The sequence below is a fragment of the Mucilaginibacter sp. genome, from assembly GCF_028288105.1.
In the GTDB taxonomy this organism is placed as follows: domain Bacteria; phylum Bacteroidota; class Bacteroidia; order Sphingobacteriales; family Sphingobacteriaceae; genus Mucilaginibacter.
Genome location: NZ_JAQBOI010000058.1, coordinates 23,816 through 41,863, shown reverse-complemented (window position 1 = coordinate 41,863; position 18,048 = coordinate 23,816). Strand labels below are relative to the sequence as shown.

Annotated in this window: 11 protein-coding genes; 9 read left to right on the top strand and 2 right to left on the bottom strand. The window is 42.5% G+C overall.

The window, feature by feature from the left end:
- Positions 1-9: 9 nt before the first annotated feature.
- Positions 10-597, bottom strand: coding sequence for a hypothetical protein (locus JWQ85_RS04190; protein WP_299464399.1), 588 nt, complete (start codon positions 595-597; stop codon positions 10-12).
- 299 nt (positions 598-896) lie between these two features.
- Between JWQ85_RS04190 and JWQ85_RS04185 the strand changes: the two genes are divergently transcribed.
- The 9 genes from JWQ85_RS04185 to JWQ85_RS04145 all read left to right on the top strand — a co-directional run bounded on the left by JWQ85_RS04185 (position 897) and on the right by JWQ85_RS04145 (position 16,690).
- Positions 897-1,439 (top strand): phage tail protein, encoded by a 543-nt coding sequence (locus JWQ85_RS04185; RefSeq protein WP_299464396.1) that lies wholly within the window; start codon positions 897-899, stop codon positions 1,437-1,439.
- A 41-nt stretch (positions 1,440-1,480) separates the two neighbouring features.
- On the top strand, positions 1,481-2,401 hold the full coding sequence (locus JWQ85_RS04180; RefSeq protein ID WP_299464393.1) for a formyltransferase family protein: 921 nt from the start codon (positions 1,481-1,483) through the stop codon (positions 2,399-2,401).
- A 37-nt stretch (positions 2,402-2,438) separates the two neighbouring features.
- Complete coding sequence (locus JWQ85_RS04175) at positions 2,439-9,365, top strand: MBG domain-containing protein (RefSeq protein WP_299464390.1); 6,927 nt, start codon at positions 2,439-2,441, stop codon at positions 9,363-9,365.
- A gap of 22 nt (positions 9,366-9,387) precedes the next feature.
- On the top strand, positions 9,388-10,329 hold the full coding sequence (locus JWQ85_RS04170) for a PorP/SprF family type IX secretion system membrane protein (protein WP_299464387.1): 942 nt from the start codon (positions 9,388-9,390) through the stop codon (positions 10,327-10,329).
- Between the two features lie 164 nt (positions 10,330-10,493).
- Positions 10,494-11,162: a hypothetical protein gene (locus JWQ85_RS04165; RefSeq protein WP_299464384.1), complete on the top strand. Its 669-nt coding sequence runs from the start codon at positions 10,494-10,496 to the stop codon at positions 11,160-11,162.
- Positions 11,163-11,218: 56 nt separating this feature from the next.
- Positions 11,219-12,811 carry a hypothetical protein gene (locus JWQ85_RS04160; RefSeq protein WP_299464382.1) on the top strand — a complete coding sequence of 531 codons (1,593 nt, stop codon included), beginning with the start codon at positions 11,219-11,221 and terminating at the stop codon, positions 12,809-12,811.
- 9 nt (positions 12,812-12,820) lie between these two features.
- Complete coding sequence (locus JWQ85_RS04155) at positions 12,821-14,914, top strand: ferritin-like domain-containing protein (RefSeq protein WP_299464379.1); 2,094 nt, start codon at positions 12,821-12,823, stop codon at positions 14,912-14,914.
- Positions 14,915-14,928: 14 nt separating this feature from the next.
- Positions 14,929-15,849 carry a DUF692 domain-containing protein gene (locus JWQ85_RS04150; protein ID WP_299464376.1) on the top strand — a complete coding sequence of 307 codons (921 nt, stop codon included), beginning with the start codon at positions 14,929-14,931 and terminating at the stop codon, positions 15,847-15,849.
- Positions 15,842-16,690 carry a DNA-binding domain-containing protein gene (locus JWQ85_RS04145; RefSeq protein ID WP_299464373.1) on the top strand — a complete coding sequence of 283 codons (849 nt, stop codon included), beginning with the start codon at positions 15,842-15,844 and terminating at the stop codon, positions 16,688-16,690. The genes JWQ85_RS04150 and JWQ85_RS04145 overlap by 8 nt, the downstream gene beginning before the upstream one ends.
- Here the strand turns inward: JWQ85_RS04145 and JWQ85_RS04140 are convergent.
- Positions 16,687-17,889, bottom strand: a complete 1,203-nt coding sequence (locus JWQ85_RS04140; RefSeq protein WP_299464371.1) for an MFS transporter — start codon at positions 17,887-17,889, stop codon at positions 16,687-16,689. The two genes, JWQ85_RS04145 and JWQ85_RS04140, sit on opposite strands and share 4 nt — an antisense overlap.
- Positions 17,890-18,048: the final 159 nt, after the last annotated feature.

Genomic DNA, 18,048 nt, shown 5'->3' with positions numbered 1-18,048 from the left:
AGTTGTTTATTAGGGAAGAAGGGTTGCGCCTGTAGCACCGCAATTTACTGGCGGTGGGCAAAGTTCTCCGCGATTTTCTGGTGTACCGCCTACTATAAAGCCTTTCAATGGTTTATTAGCAGTGTTACCTGTTTGGCTTGTATAATAATCTCGGTGAAATTTTTGGTTAACCTTGTTTGTACTGTCTTTGGTAGATACCATTACTAAGGTGTTATATCCCCAATAAGGACGTGGAGGAGTAAGGCCGCCAATTGTTTTCGGATAAATACTGTCATAACTTGCAAGGTAAAAACGGATACCATCACCACCTTCGCTTTTAATTTTGGTGAGCAGGAACTCTAACCTGTCAGCGCTGAACCATACGCAACGTGTGTTTGGCCTCTTTTTTATTTTATTTGCTCCTTTTTCATCATAGCTGGAATCTACAGTTCCGGCATGTTTTTCATAGTTTTTTACATAGGCTTTAGCCATTTTATAACTTAAGCTATCATAATTAAAGCCTGGGGCTGCAGTAGTTAGGTCGGCATGTTGGTTTTGGCAGGCAGTAAACGCCATTGCGGCAACAGCTACATACAATAAGGATTTTTTGAGTGACATATAGTTTCGGATTTAAGTTTACCGAAAGTCACTATTTATATACAGATAAGCAAATTAATGCCTTGCCTTTTTTTCACTTAAACAAGCAGTAAAAAAAGCTGTTTTCACCCTATACTATTTGTAAAATTTAATAGAGTTTTGTTAAGCGAATTTTTAAGGGGAGATAAGGGGAGAAAGAATATTATTCTGTGAGGGTGTCCCTTAACGTTATAATTAATAATTTATTGCATGCAACCTAAATTGATATATATTTACTAAATATTTAACAAAAACTTTTAACCCTAAACCTTATCACTATTATGGATCCGATTCTTGGAGAAGTTAGAATTTTCGCAGGCACCTTTGCACCGAATGGCTGGTTTTTTTGTGATGGCTCAACCCTTCCTATTTCACAGTACGCAGCATTGTTCTCGTTGTTAGGAACAAATTACGGCGGCGATGGCGTGCAAACCTTTAAAGTACCAGACCTTAGAGGCCGTGCGCCGGTACACTCAGGTAACGGACAAGGAATAAATGTGTCACGTTACGAAGTTGGGCAAACTGCCGGTGTAGAAAGTGCTCCCATAACCGCACTGCAAATGCCTGCGCACACGCATACTGTTAATATTAACAGTGTAGCCCCAAGCCAGGGCTTAGCAACAAATGGATTTTTAGGTTTTAATGCTAATCCCGAAACAGGTGACGCATTACCATTTTATTCGGCTACTGCTACGGCAGGTTCAACATTAAATCCAGCAGCACTTACGCCAACTGGTGGAAGCCAGCCGTTTAATATTGTACAGCCTATTTTGGCCATGAATTTTATTATAGCCTGGCAGGGTATATACCCATCAAGACCGTAATAATTAATGATCACAATCCAATTGATTTTTGATAAGTATCGATGAAAATTGGTATAGTATCAAATTCGAAAATATGCATACCCCTGCTTTCGTACCTAAGCAGTAACAAAGCAGGGGTTATGTTATACTTTGGTAAGTCTGCCCATACTGATATCAGTGTAAATGATTTAGCCGGCTTTTGCAGAGCGAATAATATACAGTTCCATGCAGAAGATAATAAGAATGAACTTTACAACTGGCAGCAACTGCACGAACCGGATGTAATATTTTTTACCGGTTATAACCATAAAGTTGCTGTTGAAGAGTTAAGCGGTGTGCCAAAAGGAATATATAACATACACTTTGGTAAACTACCGCAATACAGAGGACCATCGCCGGTTTTTTGGCAGTTAAAAAACGGAGAAGCACAATTGGGCTTAGCCATACACCAGCTAAGTAATAAGCTGGATAGTGGAGCGGTTATTTGGGAGCAGAGTATTAAGAACGAAGAATACCATACATACAACTATATAAACCAGGCGTTTAGCGAATTGCAGGTTAAGGGAGTGTTTGAGATACTTGATAAGTTGAGTAGAAAGCAGCCATTAAATGCAAAAACGCAAGGCGAAACCCAAGCCAAATATTACAACAGGCCCCAACTGGCCGATGTAATGGTGAACTGGGAAAAGATGGAAGCGAAAGAAATACTTGACCTGATAAAAGCGTGCACATCATGGAATAACGGTGTAAGCACTTTAATAAACGGTTGCGAATTAAAAATATTAGATGCCGAAATAGCTTTAGAAAAAGCAAATAATACACCCGGCATAATCAACATAGCAAATAACAAGTTCAATGTAGCCTGCATAAATAGCAAAGCACTAAACATTAACTTTTTCAACATAAATAATACTTGTATCCCGGCCCGGCATGCAGGTTTTTATGGTTTAAAAACAGGGCAGACATTCATAAGTAAACTATAACGGCATTGCCGGTAAAATATAACCTTAATACCTTATCATGAAAAAACTTTTACCTCAATTGAAAAACTTGCTGGCAAAGGACATCAGATCCTTCTTAGCGGCTTTGTTTGTTTTGGTGCTGCTAACCATAAGTGGACAAAGCCAGGCGCAGGTGTACTACGTTACAACCGCAGGCAGCGTTAGTGCAGCTGACACTGAAGACGCGTTATTGCGTGCTAACTACGACGGGTCTTCAAATACAACAGTAGTAAGTAGTATTGCAGTATCGCCCACTTATTCGGCATTAGATCTGGCTAATAACCGGATCTTTGTATATGAGGCTATTGCGGCAAACAGGTCAATTAAGGTACTAAACGCCAGCACAGGCGCAGTTATTACAAGTTTTGCGGTATTGGCGGGTATTAATAACGTAAATGCCTTAAAGTACGACCCGATAAACGATTATATTTATTACCTAACCACCGATGGATCGGCGCTTAGTACAGCTGCTACAGATGCGCTTGTACGTGTTAAGTCTGATGGTACCAACCAAACAGTAATTGCCTCCTCGTTTACACCTTCTCCATTATACCTGGCTCTTGATGTTGCTAATAACCGAGCATTTGTTTATGAATCAATAGCTGCTCAACGCGGTATTAAAACAGTTAGTCTAAGTTCTGGTACAATAACCCAGTCTGCAACTGTAAATACCGGGACAGTCAAAGAAATAGCTTATGATGCCACTACAGATTTTTTGTATTATTTAACATCTGATGATATCGCTCTTAATGTTGCCGTTACAGATGCATTAACCAAAGTTAAACCCGATGGCACAAATACAACAGTTATAAAAAGTGGTATCACGGGTTCGCCTGTATTGTTCGCATTAGATGCAGGTAATAACCGCGCATTTATTTATGAAGGTGCAACTGCCAATAAGGCCATTAAAACTGTTGATCTTAGTTCTGGTAATGTTGTAAGTATAATTTCGTTAAGCTCATATACTTCTGCAAGGGTAGTAACATCCATGAATGTGCCTGCAAGTGCGGTTGTAACTGCTGCATCAACAGCCAGCATATCATCAACATCGGCTACCTTAGGCGGTACTGTAACACGTAGCGAAAGTGCCGTAACGGCACGCGGTGTTATATATAGCAGCAGCAATACATCACCTGTAATAGGGGGAAGTGGAGTTACACAAGCGGCAAATGGTACCGGTACCGGTGCATTTTCAGCAAGCATAACCGGTCTTAGTTCTTCAACAACTTATTATGTGAAAGCGTATGCCACCAGTGGTGCGGGTACAGTGTACGGTGCGTTAACAACTTTCACGACACTTTCAAATGATGCAAACCTTTCGGGCCTATCAATAAGCGCGGGTACATTAACGCCGTCGTTTTCTGCAGGTACAATTACTTATACCGCATCGGTAGCAAATGCTAATTCAACTATTACGGTTACACCAACCAAAAACAATGCAAATGCAAGTATTAAAGTAAATAATGTAGCGGTTAATTCAGGTTCAGCATCTGGTAATATCAGTTTAAATGTTGGTAATAATATTATAACAACTGTGGTAACTGCACAAGATGGTTCTACTACCAAAACATATACTGTAACTGTAACCAGGGCAACAAATCCGCAAAGTATAACATTTAACGCGTTGCCCGCCAAAACCTATGGCAATGCTGATTTTTCGCCTGGCGCAACTGCAAGCAGCGGCCTAACCGTTAGCTACAGCAGCGATAACACCGCTGTTGCAACCATTGTAAGTGGTAATATCCATATTGTAGGTGCAGGTACAGCTAATATCACAGCTTCTCAAGCGGGAGATGTTAATACTTCACCAGCAAGTAATGTGGTACAAGCTTTAAGCGTGAGCAAAGCTGCTATAACTGCTACTGCAAATGCACAAACTAAAATTTATGGCGATAACGATCCAACTTTCACTTATTCGGTAACCACCGGCGCACTTGTATCTGGTGATACATTCACCGGTGCCCTAACCAGGACTAATGCCGGTGTAAACATAGGCGATTATGCAATTACACAGGGCACATTAGCTTTAAGTGCCAATTACAACTTAACATTTGTTGGTGCTAACTTAACCATTAACAAAAGGCCAATTACAATGAAACCCGCAAGCCTTACAAAGGTTTACGGTAATACAGAACCATTCAGAAACGCGTTTTCGCTAACTGCCGGTTCTATAGCATCCAGCGATGGTACAAGTGGCCAATTTGGCCGTATTGCCGGTGAGGGTGTGGGTACATACGCCGTGAATTTGGGTGGAAAAATTGTAGTTAATGTCTCAAATAGTACTATCGTAACTAATAATTATGATATCACAGTAGAGCCTGTAGACTTTACCATTACCGCTAAACCTATTACTGTTACTGCTAACGCACAAACTAAAACCTATGGCAATACCGACCCAACGCTAACCTATGGCACAAGCACAGCGTTAGTAAGCGGGGATGCATTTAGCGGCGCATTGACGCGGGCTACAGGCGAAGGCTTTGGCACATATGCAATAAGTCAGGGTACACTTGCTTTAAGCAGTAACTATACCTTAAGCTTTACCGGTGCAAACTTAACTATCGGTAAAAAAACTGTTAATGTAACAGCAAACGCACAAACCAAAACCTATGGCGATGCCGACCCAACATTTACTTATACTGCCGATGCATTAGTTTCGGGCGATAGTTTTACAGGCTCATTAACCCGTAATGCGGGCGAAACAGTTGGTTCGCATGCTATTACCCAGGGCTCATTAGCATTAAATAGTAACTATACTTTAAACTTTACCGGCGCCAACTTAACTATCGGTACCAAAACTGTTAATGTAACGGCAAACACGCAAACCAAAACTTATGGTGATGCCGACCCGGCGTTAACTTATACTGCCGATGCATTAGCAAGCGGCGATAGCTTTACAGGCTCATTAACCCGTGATGCCGGCGAAACCGTTGGTTCACATGCAATTAACCAGGGCTCGTTAGCATTAAGCAGCAACTATACTTTAAACTTTACCGGAGCAAACTTAACTATTGGTACCAAAACTGTTAATGTAACTGCAAACGCTCAAACCAAGACTTATGGTGATGCCGATCCAACATTAACTTATACTGCCGATGCATTAGCAAGTGGCGATAGCTTTACAGGCTCGTTAACCCGTGATGCGGGCGAAACCGTTGGTTCGCATGCTATTAAACAGGGTTCGTTAGCATTAAACAGCAACTATACTTTAAACATTACCGGCGCTAACTTAACTATAGGTGCAAAAACTGTTAATGTAACGGCAAATGCGCAAACCAAAACCTATGGTGATGGCGACCCAACATTAACTTATACTACCGATGCATTAGCAAGTGGCGATAGCTTTACAGGCTCGTTAATCCGTGATGCGGGCGAAACGGTTGGCTCGCATGCTATTAACCAGGGCTCGTTAGCATTAAACAGCAACTATACTTTAAACTTTACCGGCGCCAACTTAACTATAGGTGCAAAAACTGTTAACGTAACAGCAAATGCGCAAACCAAAACCTATGGTGATGGCGACCCAACATTAACTTATACTGCAGATGCGTTGGCAAGCGGCGACAGCTTTACAGGCTCGTTAACCCGGAATGCGGGCGAAACCCTTGGTTCGTATGCTATTACCCAGGGCTCGTTAGCCTTAAACAGCAACTATACTTTAAACTTTACCGGATCAAACTTAACTATCGATAAAAAAACCGTTAATGTAACAGCAATTGCCAAAACCAAAACTTATGGCGCAGCCGATCCTGTTTTGACCTACACTGCTGACCCATTAGTTGGCAGCGACACCTTTACCGGCTCGCTAACGAGAATTTCAGGCAGCAACGCAGGCTCTTATGCTATTAAGCAAGGTACATTTACGGCAGGTAGTAATTATACGATAAACTTTACCGGAGCAAATTTAACTATCGGTAAAAAAATCGTAAATGTAACTGCAAATGCACGAATCAAAAGCTATGGTGATGTCGACCCTGTGTTCACCTACATAGCAGACCCATTAGTTGGCAGTGATACCTTTACTGGCTCGCTGACAAGGATAGCGGGTGAAACCCTTGGCGCTTATGCTATTAACCAGGGAGCATTAGCATTAAACAGCAACTATACTTTAAACTTTACAGGAGCAAACTTAACTATCGGTAAAAAAGTTATTAATGTAACAGCAATTGCCAAAACCAAAACTTATGGCGATGCCGATCCTGTTTTCACCTACACTGCTGGTCCATTAGTTGGCAGCGATGCCTTTACTGGCTCGCTGACGAGAATTGCAGGCGAAAACATAGGCTCTTATGCTATTAAACAAGGTTTATTTACGGCGGGTAGCAATTATACGATAAACTACACCGAAGCGAGAATAACTATTACCAAACGTAATATCACATTAAATGCAAATGCTGTAAGTGTGCAGTATGGCGATACTGCACCTGCGTTGGGTTATACCCTTTCCGGGACACTTGCTCCGGTTGACAATGTTACGGGCGCATTAACCCGTGTGTCGGGTAGTGCAGTTGGTGCCTATCCAATTTCGCAAAATACATTATCTGTAACCAACAGCGGAAATTACAACATCAGTTTTATTGGTAATAATTTTACTATTACCACAAGGCCAGTTACTATAGCTGCAAATGTAATTAACAAAACATACGGTGATGCTGATCCCGGTTTTACTTACCATATCACATCAGGTTCGTTATTAAGTAGTGACGCCATAACAGGTTCACTGGTACGTGATGCAGGAGAGGCTGCCGGCATGCATGCAATAAACCAGGGCACCATAGCTATAAACAGCGCTAATTACAATCTTACCTTTCAACCTGCTTATTTAGAGATTGGCAGGGCACCGTTAACTATTACTGCTGATAACAAAGCAAAAGTAGCTGGCCAGGCTATCCCAACGCTTACTTACGCTATTACCGGCTTTAAGAATAGCGATGATGAGTCTTCATTTACCACACCGGTGAGTATCAGCACTACAGCGAATAGCAGCTCACCTGCTGGCAACTATCCAATTAATGTATCCAATGCAACAAATTTAAATTATGATTTCAATTTTGTAAGTGGCACCTTAACGGTAAATCCGGCATCAACCAACGCCAGCCTTGCTAGTTTAACTGTTGATGAAGGTGCTATAAGCCCTGCATTTGATGCTAACACATTTGATTATACTATGTTAGTATCAAATACCCAAAGTGGTATTACGCTAACGCCAACTGTTGTAGATGCTACCGCTACTATAACTGTAAATGGCTTGAATGCTACATCGGGTACATCAGTAGCAGTACCTGTTTACCCAGGTGAGAATCCAATACCGGTAACAGTAACCGCGCAGGATGGTACAACCACCAAAAATTATACGCTTACCGTAACTCGCGCTTATGAAACAATTTCCACGCTATCGGCCCTTACCGTAAACAATGGTACATTGAGCCCTGCATTTACTACTGCAGGACATAGCTACACTGTTTCGGTAGCCAATACTGTTGAATCTATAGCATTAAACCCTGTAACCACCAGTACATATAGTTTAGTTAAGATAAATGGAAACACGGTAGAAACAGGTTATGCGCCGCCGCGTTCATTAAATGTTGGCGAAAACATATTTAATATAGAAGTATTTGCACAGGACAGGTCAATTTCTGAAACGTATGTAGTAAAAGTGACCCGTGCTGCGTCAAACAACGCTACCCTGGCATCTTTAACAATATCTCCAAATTCGGTATTGGCAATACAGCAAACTACCCCCAGCCTGGTAGAGTACACAACTTCGGTAAGTACAGGTACAACAAGTATAACCTTAACACCAACGCTTAAAGAAGTAAATGCCACCATGACCATTAATGGTTCGCCAATATTAAGTGGTGTTACTTCAAATCCTATAGCACTAAATACAGGTACCACTACTGTTGATATAATAGTAAAAGCACAAGATGGCGTAACCACCCGAACTTATAGGGTGATAATTAACCGTACCGGTTCCAATATTGCTGGTCTGTCATCTATAAGCGTAACCCCAACCTCGGTACTTACCGTTCAGCAAAGCACAAATAGCCTTGTAGAATACAGCACTTCTGTAAGTAATGCTATAGCAAGTATAAGGCTAACACCAACGCTTAAAGAGGCAAATGGTAGCATAACCGTTAACGGTTCACCAGTTTTAAGTGGTGTAGCTTCAGATCCAATACCACTAAATGTGGGTGTAACTAATATTAATGTTGTAGCAACAGCACAGGATGGGGTAACTACTAAAACATATACAATAGCGGTAACCCGTGCCGGTTCAAACATTGCCAGCCTAACGCATATAAGTATATTCCCGGGCTCAGTATTGGCAATTCAGCAAAATACGTCAAGTCAGGTAACGTATACTACAACTGTAAGCCCGGGCACAGCAAGCATTAAGCTAACACCAACACTTAAGGAAGCAAATGCTACCATGACAATTAATGGTACGCCAGCATTAAGCGGTGTAATTTCAAACCCGATACCAATAAACGTAGGTACCACCACAGTTAACATTGTAGTAACAGCACAGGATGGCATAACAATCAAAACCTATACTATAACAGTTACCAGGCCGTCTACCTTTATGGTTGATAGGACAGATAGTAAACTATTATTTGCAAATAAAGCCGTTAACCCAATGGAACCAACAGATAACGATGGTGTAGTAGTACATCAGGGCGTATCGCCAAATGGTGATGGTTCAAACGACTTCTTGTCTATCGAAGGTATCTCAGCTTATAGCGGTAATAAACTATCAATTATGAACGCTAATGGCGCCCTGGTATTCGAGACAAAAGACTATGGTAAAAATAGCTCGAACTTATTTGATGGTCACTCTAACAAAAATGGTGCTTTATTGAAACCCGGCACTTACTTTTACTCGCTTGAATACAAAGCAGGTAAAGAGAAACGTAAAACGGGGTACATCATATTGAAGTACTAAAACAATAATTGAAAAGGAAATAGTGAAGCAAGAAATAAAGGATATTAAATTAATACCTAACAAAAAACAATTTGTACTTATACTAAGCTTGCTGCTGATGATAACCGGCAGCAAGCTTATGGCTCAGCAACAGATATACAGTTACAGCCAGTATGGAGATAACTTAACCCCAATAAACCCGGCGTACTCTTTATTAGATAAAGCTGGTTCAATAAACGTTGTGGGCCGCAAACGTTTTGTGGGGATAGATGGTGCGCCAAGCAGCTTACTATTAAGCGGAAGTTTGCCATTAGAATCAATTGGCGGCGCTGCCGGTTTGTATGTTTTGAATGACCAAATAGCAGTAGAGCGACAAATTGAGGTTAATGCCTTTTTTGCAAAAAGTATTCAGCTAACCGAAAAAGATTATCTGGCGGTATCCATAAACGCGGGGGTACGTAACTATGTGGGTAACTATTCAACCCTTGATTATTACGACCCGGAGTTTAAAGATGATATAAGGGAAACCAGCCCTAATATTGGCTTTGGTGTTATGTTTTTTAGTGATAAATATTACCTGGGTGTATCTGTACCCGAGCTTACTATTCGTAGTTTGGGAACAGCATCGGTCCAGCAGGCTAATTACCTAAAAAGCCATTATTATTTTACCGGGGGATACCTGGCAAATTTAGCTGAAGATATTAAGTTTAAACCCACCACGCTTGTATCATACGTTAACGGGTCACCGTTACTGGCAGATGTAACCGGTACTATTTATTTAAAAGAGCAGCTGGGCGTTGGCGCAGGTTACCGTACCGATAAAAGAGCGTCGGGTATAATATCAATAACTACCGATACATTTAGGGTTGGATACAGCTACCAGTTTGGTGTGGCATCAAATAACCTGGGCGGTATAAATACAGCCACTCATGAGGTTAGCTTAAGCTACAGATTTGGTAAAACCAGCGAACGGAAGTTGCTATAAAGCTCGCGATAAGTAGGGAAGGAGCGATATCTATTGTTACAATTAACTGTAACCTTGGGATAGGATAAGTGCAACGCGGTGTTGATTTATAAATGATCACATAATTGGCGGATACCGAAAAGCCTTTAACAGAGTAGGTAAATACAACCTTAACCAAAATCACAATGGCCTCACCTATTACCAGCGTTACTGCTGCCGAACAGCAACACATGTTATTTCTTTTTATGCCGCTTAAAAAGAAAACACCAAAAGAAGTGGTAGCAAAAGCACTTTCAAGCATCCAAACCGAAATCAAAAACATCAGTGACCCGCGTGCGGCCACCGGCGTACATTTCTTTATGTTTTACCACTTACTTGATGGTACATCTCCGCAACCTAAATTGCCTGTAACAAGCTTCCAAACCATGCCGGGTAAAGATATGCTTGTTGTGCAATCGTTATACGATGCCGACTTTGCACCATACATCAGCTCGTTTGTAACAAACCCGGTTATTGCCTGGGGGTTAGACCAAATTGTAAATGCTATGGATGAAACTGATATATTTCCTGCATCTGATCCTACATCTGCAATTTCTATTAGGGAAAATGGTGGTGTGGCCGAAAACCCGGATGCATTTAACTGCCTGCTGATGCGTTACAACTTTGCCGACCCAACTATACCCGCATCTGCAAAAACGCCTGAAGGCACCAACTATAAATACGTACTTGGAGTTACATTCCCGGGTTTAACCGTGGGTAAAGTATTACAGAATTATCCTGATGCGCCAACCATATGGCCATTCCCGCCGGCTGACATAGCTTACGAGCAATCAACGCCGCCAACACCCTGCTAATTATCATTCTGATCCCTGCGCAAGCGGGGATATTTAACTTATTTAAATAAAGTACAATGAGTAAATACCTGAATGATATTGCAGATCCGAACGCGCCCAAACTTCAGCTTGATGATATACAGGGTCTGATACTGCGCGGTTATAATTTTGATTACATACGCTACCTGGTTTTTACTATTGATAGTAACAACATACCCGGCGCACGCGAGTTTCTGGGTAAATTATTGCCTGGTACTGGGTCACCTCTTACCATAACTTCGGCCGCCCCATGGCCTAACGGCGTAAAACCATCGTATTGCCTCAATATTGGCATTACCAGTTTTGGCCTTAAAATGCTAATAAACCCCACAGATTACAACACTGTCAAATCGGAGAGTTTCCCGTTATTTGGTTTGTATGATGGCGGCGCGGCTGTTAATGCCGGTGCAGTAGGTGATATAGACGATAGCGCTCCTGCAAAGTGGTGGAAAAGATCGGGAGGGTGGGGATTACCTACCGACCCTAAAGCAGACGGTTCTGAGCTTCACGTACAAATTAGTATCTACACCAAAAGCGATGAGGAACGCGAAGCTTATTATAATACATTGTTGAGCCTTATACCAGTCAAAGATAAAGTTCCGGCATTGGCACTGGCTTTCATGAAAGATTCTAACCCCCTATTAACGGGTCAAAATTATATTCACTTTGGATATAAGGATAGTTTTTCGCAACCCCGCCTTAGCAAAGTGCCATGGAATAACGAATCACAGCGCTTGCGGCTGGGTGTAAGCACCATTGATGACCGGCCTATTGTACCACCATATAACTTTGTGATCACCAAAAAGTACAATAATGGTAAAATTAAGGTACCCAATTATAGGGCGCATCCGCTGATACTTAACGGCAGCTTTGCCGCCTTTCGGTTGCTGTACCAGGATGTAAAGGCCTTTAATGCCTTTATCAATAAAACGCCGGGTGTAGCGCCCGAGTTGGTTGCTGCCAAAATGTGCGGCCGTTGGTTTGATGGTACACCGCTGGAGGTTTCGCCCACAGGGCCAAACCCAAATCTTAAAGATTTTGATTACACCAACTTTAACTACCTAACCCAAACCGATAACCAGCAAGGAGTAAGGCAAAACGATGCATTGGGAGCTTTATGCCCTTACGCGTCGCATATACGGCGTACTAATCCCCGTGATGATAATATGGTTACAGGTAACCAAAACAACCCGGACGGCACACTAAACTATGCCGAAAGCAGAAGGATAATGCGCCGCGCTGGTGCATACGGCCCCGATTATAAAGAGGGTGAAGATGAGGGCACACAACGCGGCTTGGTGGGTTTGTTTATTTGCGCTAATCTGGCTTCTCAGTTTCAGTTTATTATGCAAAGCTGGATAATACGCAACGGTTTCCGTACAACAGACGCCAGCCCCAATAGTAGCGGGTTCGACCCATTGTTTGGTCCGCCAAATGCTACAATGCAGGCCTATAATGAATTTGATTATCTCTCTGGCGAAACTACGCCGCCGCAGTACAAAAAAATAGAAGGCATGGAACGCTTTATCCGCACCGATGGTAGTCTATATCTGTTTTTACCCGGAATAGCCGCATTAAAATGCCTGTCGCAGGGCATCATACCACCACTTGAAAACTCTAAACCCTATTAATACCTTATCATGAAAACAACGCTTTTATTTACCGATGATAACCGGTTGGCCAAAAGGCCGGTATCATACAAAGAGATTGATGAGAAGGCACTGCATGCTGTTGTGCAGTCTGCCGTGAATGTGGAGCTGTTTACCATTCCTTTGTACATGACCTCGCTGTATTCATTGCATGGCATGCACGAGATCAATAGCAAGGATAGCAACTTTTACGAAGGCCGGACATGGCCGGGCATGGCGGCATCCGCTCATCCAAAAAATGCGAACGAAAATGCTTTTAATGCTGTATTCAGCGTGTTTGTGGCCGAAATGCTTCACCTGCAGATCATATCAAACCTTGCTAAGGTAGTTGGTTACGACCCTAAATTTACCTGCGAACCCTTACAGGACGAGAAAACCTACGCATGGAAATGCTACGCGCCTGACGCAACCGTATTGCCTGCAATTTTAGATTTTAACGACACTGTTGCGCCTTATAATAAAATAAAAGTAAAGCTGGGGCCTATGGATGTTGAACAGTGTAACCTGTTTCTGGCCATAGAACAAACCGAGAAAGATGCCGAAAAAATTATCGACCCATCGAAAATGGATAAGTATAATGAGAAGGCGCCTTACAATAATTGGAAAGAAGGTGAGCCATTACCCTATTTTGGTTCGATAGGTAATATGTACCTGCAATTGTGGAACTACCTTTCTATTGAATACGCCGATGGAACAACCTTATGGGATATAGTTTTCAAAAAAGGATTGGAAAAAGCAAAGGCCGCTTCAACAAAAGCCGGCAGCAATGAGGCTGTAAAAACAGCCTTGCAGAAAGAAGTGTTTAACCCGGGCAGGTTAGACCCCACACAAAAAAGTAGTGATGAATACCCACTGATGCCAACCAGTATTGAACATACCGAAAGCGAAAAAGCACTGCTTGATGTATTGAACATGATAAACGGCATTACCGATCAGGGTGAAGGCGGTGGCGTAATTAATGAAATATTGGCTCGTGTAAGCAAAAGCCGTATGCTTAAAACACAACTTACTTTAACATCGGTAAAAGATCAGTTTAGGCCAAGCTGCCCGGTATTGCGTAACAAGTATCCATCGTACTCGGCTACAGGCCAGCAGGTTGAGTCTGCCAAGGCTGAAGCACGGGGCTTTTTTGGAAGTAAGGATCATTATGAAACATTTGCTTATGTATTAGAGCTTATTAACAGCAAAGAAATATATACCTGGGATCAGTGGCATGCCGATGGCAATAAATGGAGCGCAGAATTGCTGGAAACCGTTGGTTATGATCCTAAACGATATCCAAATCTTCCGTTATCAGGGGATATTGCCCAGGCACTTAACAATTTAAAGTTGAACGATACGGATGGTAAAAATTATGATCTGTTCAGCCGTACCTCAACAGGTGCTATCGCTGGTGTTACACGGGTATTGAACGATTTTTTCCAAAACCCAAAAACAGCATTCCCTTACCCTTCCATGGGTGGTTCGGGCGATAGGATGTCCATCTGCTGGGCAATATTCGGTAAAATACCAAATATTGCTTTGGGTGTAATCCCTCCGGGAGAAGCGCCGTTAGATCGCAGCCAGCATTTATATCATGCCTGCCAGGGGCTTAATCTTGATGAACAGATAAAACACGACCCCGCAAGCTGTGCCCAGGTACAGCTATTTCATACTTGCAAAGGCTCTAACGAGTGTAAAGGCGAGGGTGGATGCGGTTTTGTACAGTCGACCGGAGGTGGTGGCGGGTGCGGAGCAGCTACTTCCTATACCTTTCTTCAGGCCAAAGGTGATAAGGTATCGCCATACAGCCCACCGTCTGATAATGCCTGTGGTTCGTTAGGTGGTTGCGCGGTGCCAATTTCGGCTTCGCAGATGTACCCGTCTATCCCTGCACCAAACGAATACAAGATGCAGCTGAACGATTTTGGCCCGGCACCTAAATACCAACCAAGCCCATTTGCAATTGTTGACTATGCAAAAGGCGAACTGGTTTATGATGTAGCATGGAATGCATATGCTGAGGTTCTTAAAAAACGCGGAGTAAAGGTTCCCGAAAAACCAAAACCAAGCGACCTGCGCCTTGCGTTCCCACCATCAACCTAAATAATAATTATTGCATGAGCATAAATACTAAACCACGCCTGGGCCTGCCAAATTTGGGCCTTGGCGTGGGTTTACGAAATAAACATTTTAACTACCTGCTGCAAAACCCGGCGGAGGTAGACTGGTTTGAGATAATCAGCGAGAATTTTATGGATGACTTTGGCTTTGCCAGCCATGTGTTAATGCATGTACGCAAGCAAGTGCCGGTAGTTATGCACGGGGTTTCTTTATCTGTAGGGAGTACCGACCCTATAAACTACATCTATCTGCAAAAACTAAAAGCACTTGCCGAAGTTGTAGAACCCGAATGGATCTCTGACCACCTGTGCTGGACGGGTGTTGCATACACCAATACGCACGATCTGTTGCCCATGCCCATGACCGAAGAAAGCCTTGACCATGTTGCCGAACGTGTATTACGCATTCAGGATTATTTAAAACGCCCGCTGATATTAGAGAACCCATCAACTTATCTTCAGTTTAAAGCTTCAACCATGCCCGAATGGGAGTTTTTGTCTGCATTGGCTAAAGAAACGGGTTGTGGTTTACTGCTTGATGTGAATAACGTTTTTGTATCGGCACATAACCATGGATATGATGCAGTTAAATACATTGATAGCCTGCCGTATGAGCATATTGTACAAATGCACATTGCCGGCCCTACAGATTGCGGCGATTTATTGGTAGATACACACGACCAGCCCGTGCCATCTGAAGTTTGGAAACTATATCAACAGGCACAACAATTAACGGGCGGCGTAAGTACCTTACTGGAGTGGGACGCCAAAATACCCGACTATCCCGAACTGCTGGAGGAACTTTTTAAGGCAAGGGAAGTGCTGAAAGGCAATATCCCCGATGAAGGCGTTTACCGTTCGCCTAATATGCCGGTATCCAATCCTGTCGATTTTCAATTACAAGCATCAAATGGTTAAACAGGATACGGCATTTTTGCAAAATTGGCTGCGTACTGTGGTAATGGCTCCCGGCTTTTTAAAGCAGAAGATCGGGTTAGCTAACCAGATGTATAATGTGAGCGAAGATGATGTAGTATCTGATGAAGGCAAGGCATCGGTACATGCACGTTTAAATGTATACAGTTCGGGCTATATGCTGAGGCTGCTGGATTGTATGTATGCCGATTATGCTATCAGCAAGAAATTTATGGGCGATGAAGTATTCGATAGTTTCGCGAAAGCTTACCTGATGTACCATCCGTCTACCTCGTTCACTTTATACGACCTGGGTAAAGACTTCCCTGATTTTTTGGATAAAACCAAACCTCAAACAGAAGAAGGGGCTGATAATGCATATTTCGATATTCCCGCGACTTTAGCCAGGGTTGAACGTGCCCGGCAGGTTGCCATGCGCGCACCCGGCACAGAAAGCGATATAACTGATATTAATCCTGTAAACATACAGGACATATTTTTTAGTGCACTAAATATCAGCATACCCGATTGCCTGCAGTTGCTGAAGCTTGATTTCCCGATGAAGCAATTCTTTGAATCGGTTTACCGGGAAGATGAGTACGAATTACCATCGCCCCAAAAAACCTTTACGGCTATTAGCAGGAAAAATTACCGCATTGTATTTGAAGAAATTACCGAAATGCAGTACCTGTTGTTGCAGGAATGTAAGAAGCACACCAATTTATACGAAGCTATTTCGGCACTCAGCATCAACCAAAATATCTCATCAGCTGATCTTTTAGCCGACACTTATTTATGGATAGCATATTTTCGTAAATGTGGGTTTATGCAGATTGTTAGTTAAACTTCAGCCTCTATTAATACATCCTCTTGATGCTTCATAGGTGTTTTAGAACGGAACATCATATAGATGATCGCCAAAATGGTAATTACCGCGGTACTGTATAAAATGTACGGTACCATACCAATAACATCCTGGTAAAACCAACCCGAGATCAAAGCCCCCAAACCTATACCTGCTTCTAAAGAAATATACATGGTTGCCATGGCTTTACCACGATATTGGGGATGGCTCATATCTACCGTCCACGCGTTAAGGGCGGGAGAGAGGATACCAGTGGCTACACCATAAATAACACCACCTGTCAATAAACCCATAGCAGTTTTTTCGTAACCTATAACTACAAGAGCGATAACCAGTAATACCAGCCCCGAGTTAATTACGTAGATTCGGCCATATTTATCTGATATCTTACCTGCCACAAACCTTATCAGCAAAGATGCGATGGTGAATACCATAAAAAACAGGCCTTTATTTACGATGCCTAAATGCTGGCTCCAATCGGGGATTACGGTTAAGATAGCGCCGTAAGCCACATAGGATAACAGCGTAACAATAGCAGCAGGCAAAACCTCAACAGCAATGATATCCTTACGTGATATTTTGAGGATGGATAAGCTAAATTTCTGTCTCACTTTCAGTGTCTCTTTCATATTCATCAATATGATGATAGACATCAGCGCCAGAAAAGATGAAGTATAAAACAAAGTATTAAGCGAAAAATAAAGCCTGATGGTACTGCCGATGGCCGGACCAATAGCTAAGCCGGTACTAAAACAAATACCATGAAAACCTAATGCCTCGCCCCAACGTTCACGGGGAACAATATCGGCCACATAGGCAGCCGTCGCCGTCGGTTTAAAACCTGTTGAAAAACCATGCAGTAACCTCAGGAACAGGAAACCCGCTACGCTACCCAGTATGGGATACAGAAAGCCGCATACAAAACATACTATAGAACCGACAGCCATAACTGGTACACGGCCAAGTGTATCAGTTAACCTGCCGCTAAATGGGCGGGAGATACCCGCTGTAAGTGTAAACAGTGCGATAATTAATCCTTTATGCTCGCCACCACCAAGGCTGCTTAAGTAAGAGGGCAGCTCGGGTATAAGCATATTAAAACTTGCCGAGAATAAGAGTGAGCTTAGGCAAACCAGTGCAAAATGTAAATTATAAATAGGATGTGCCGGTTTGGTCATAATAGATAGTAGGGTAGAATATTTGGCAAGTGTACCAAATTGTATTAAAAAATCAGTTGTCGATTTTTGAACATCATGTTTATATCAAGACAGTAACCCTGGTCAGGCCTGTCATCATTAAAACAAAAAAGGGCCTATCAAATAAGCCCTTTTTTCAAT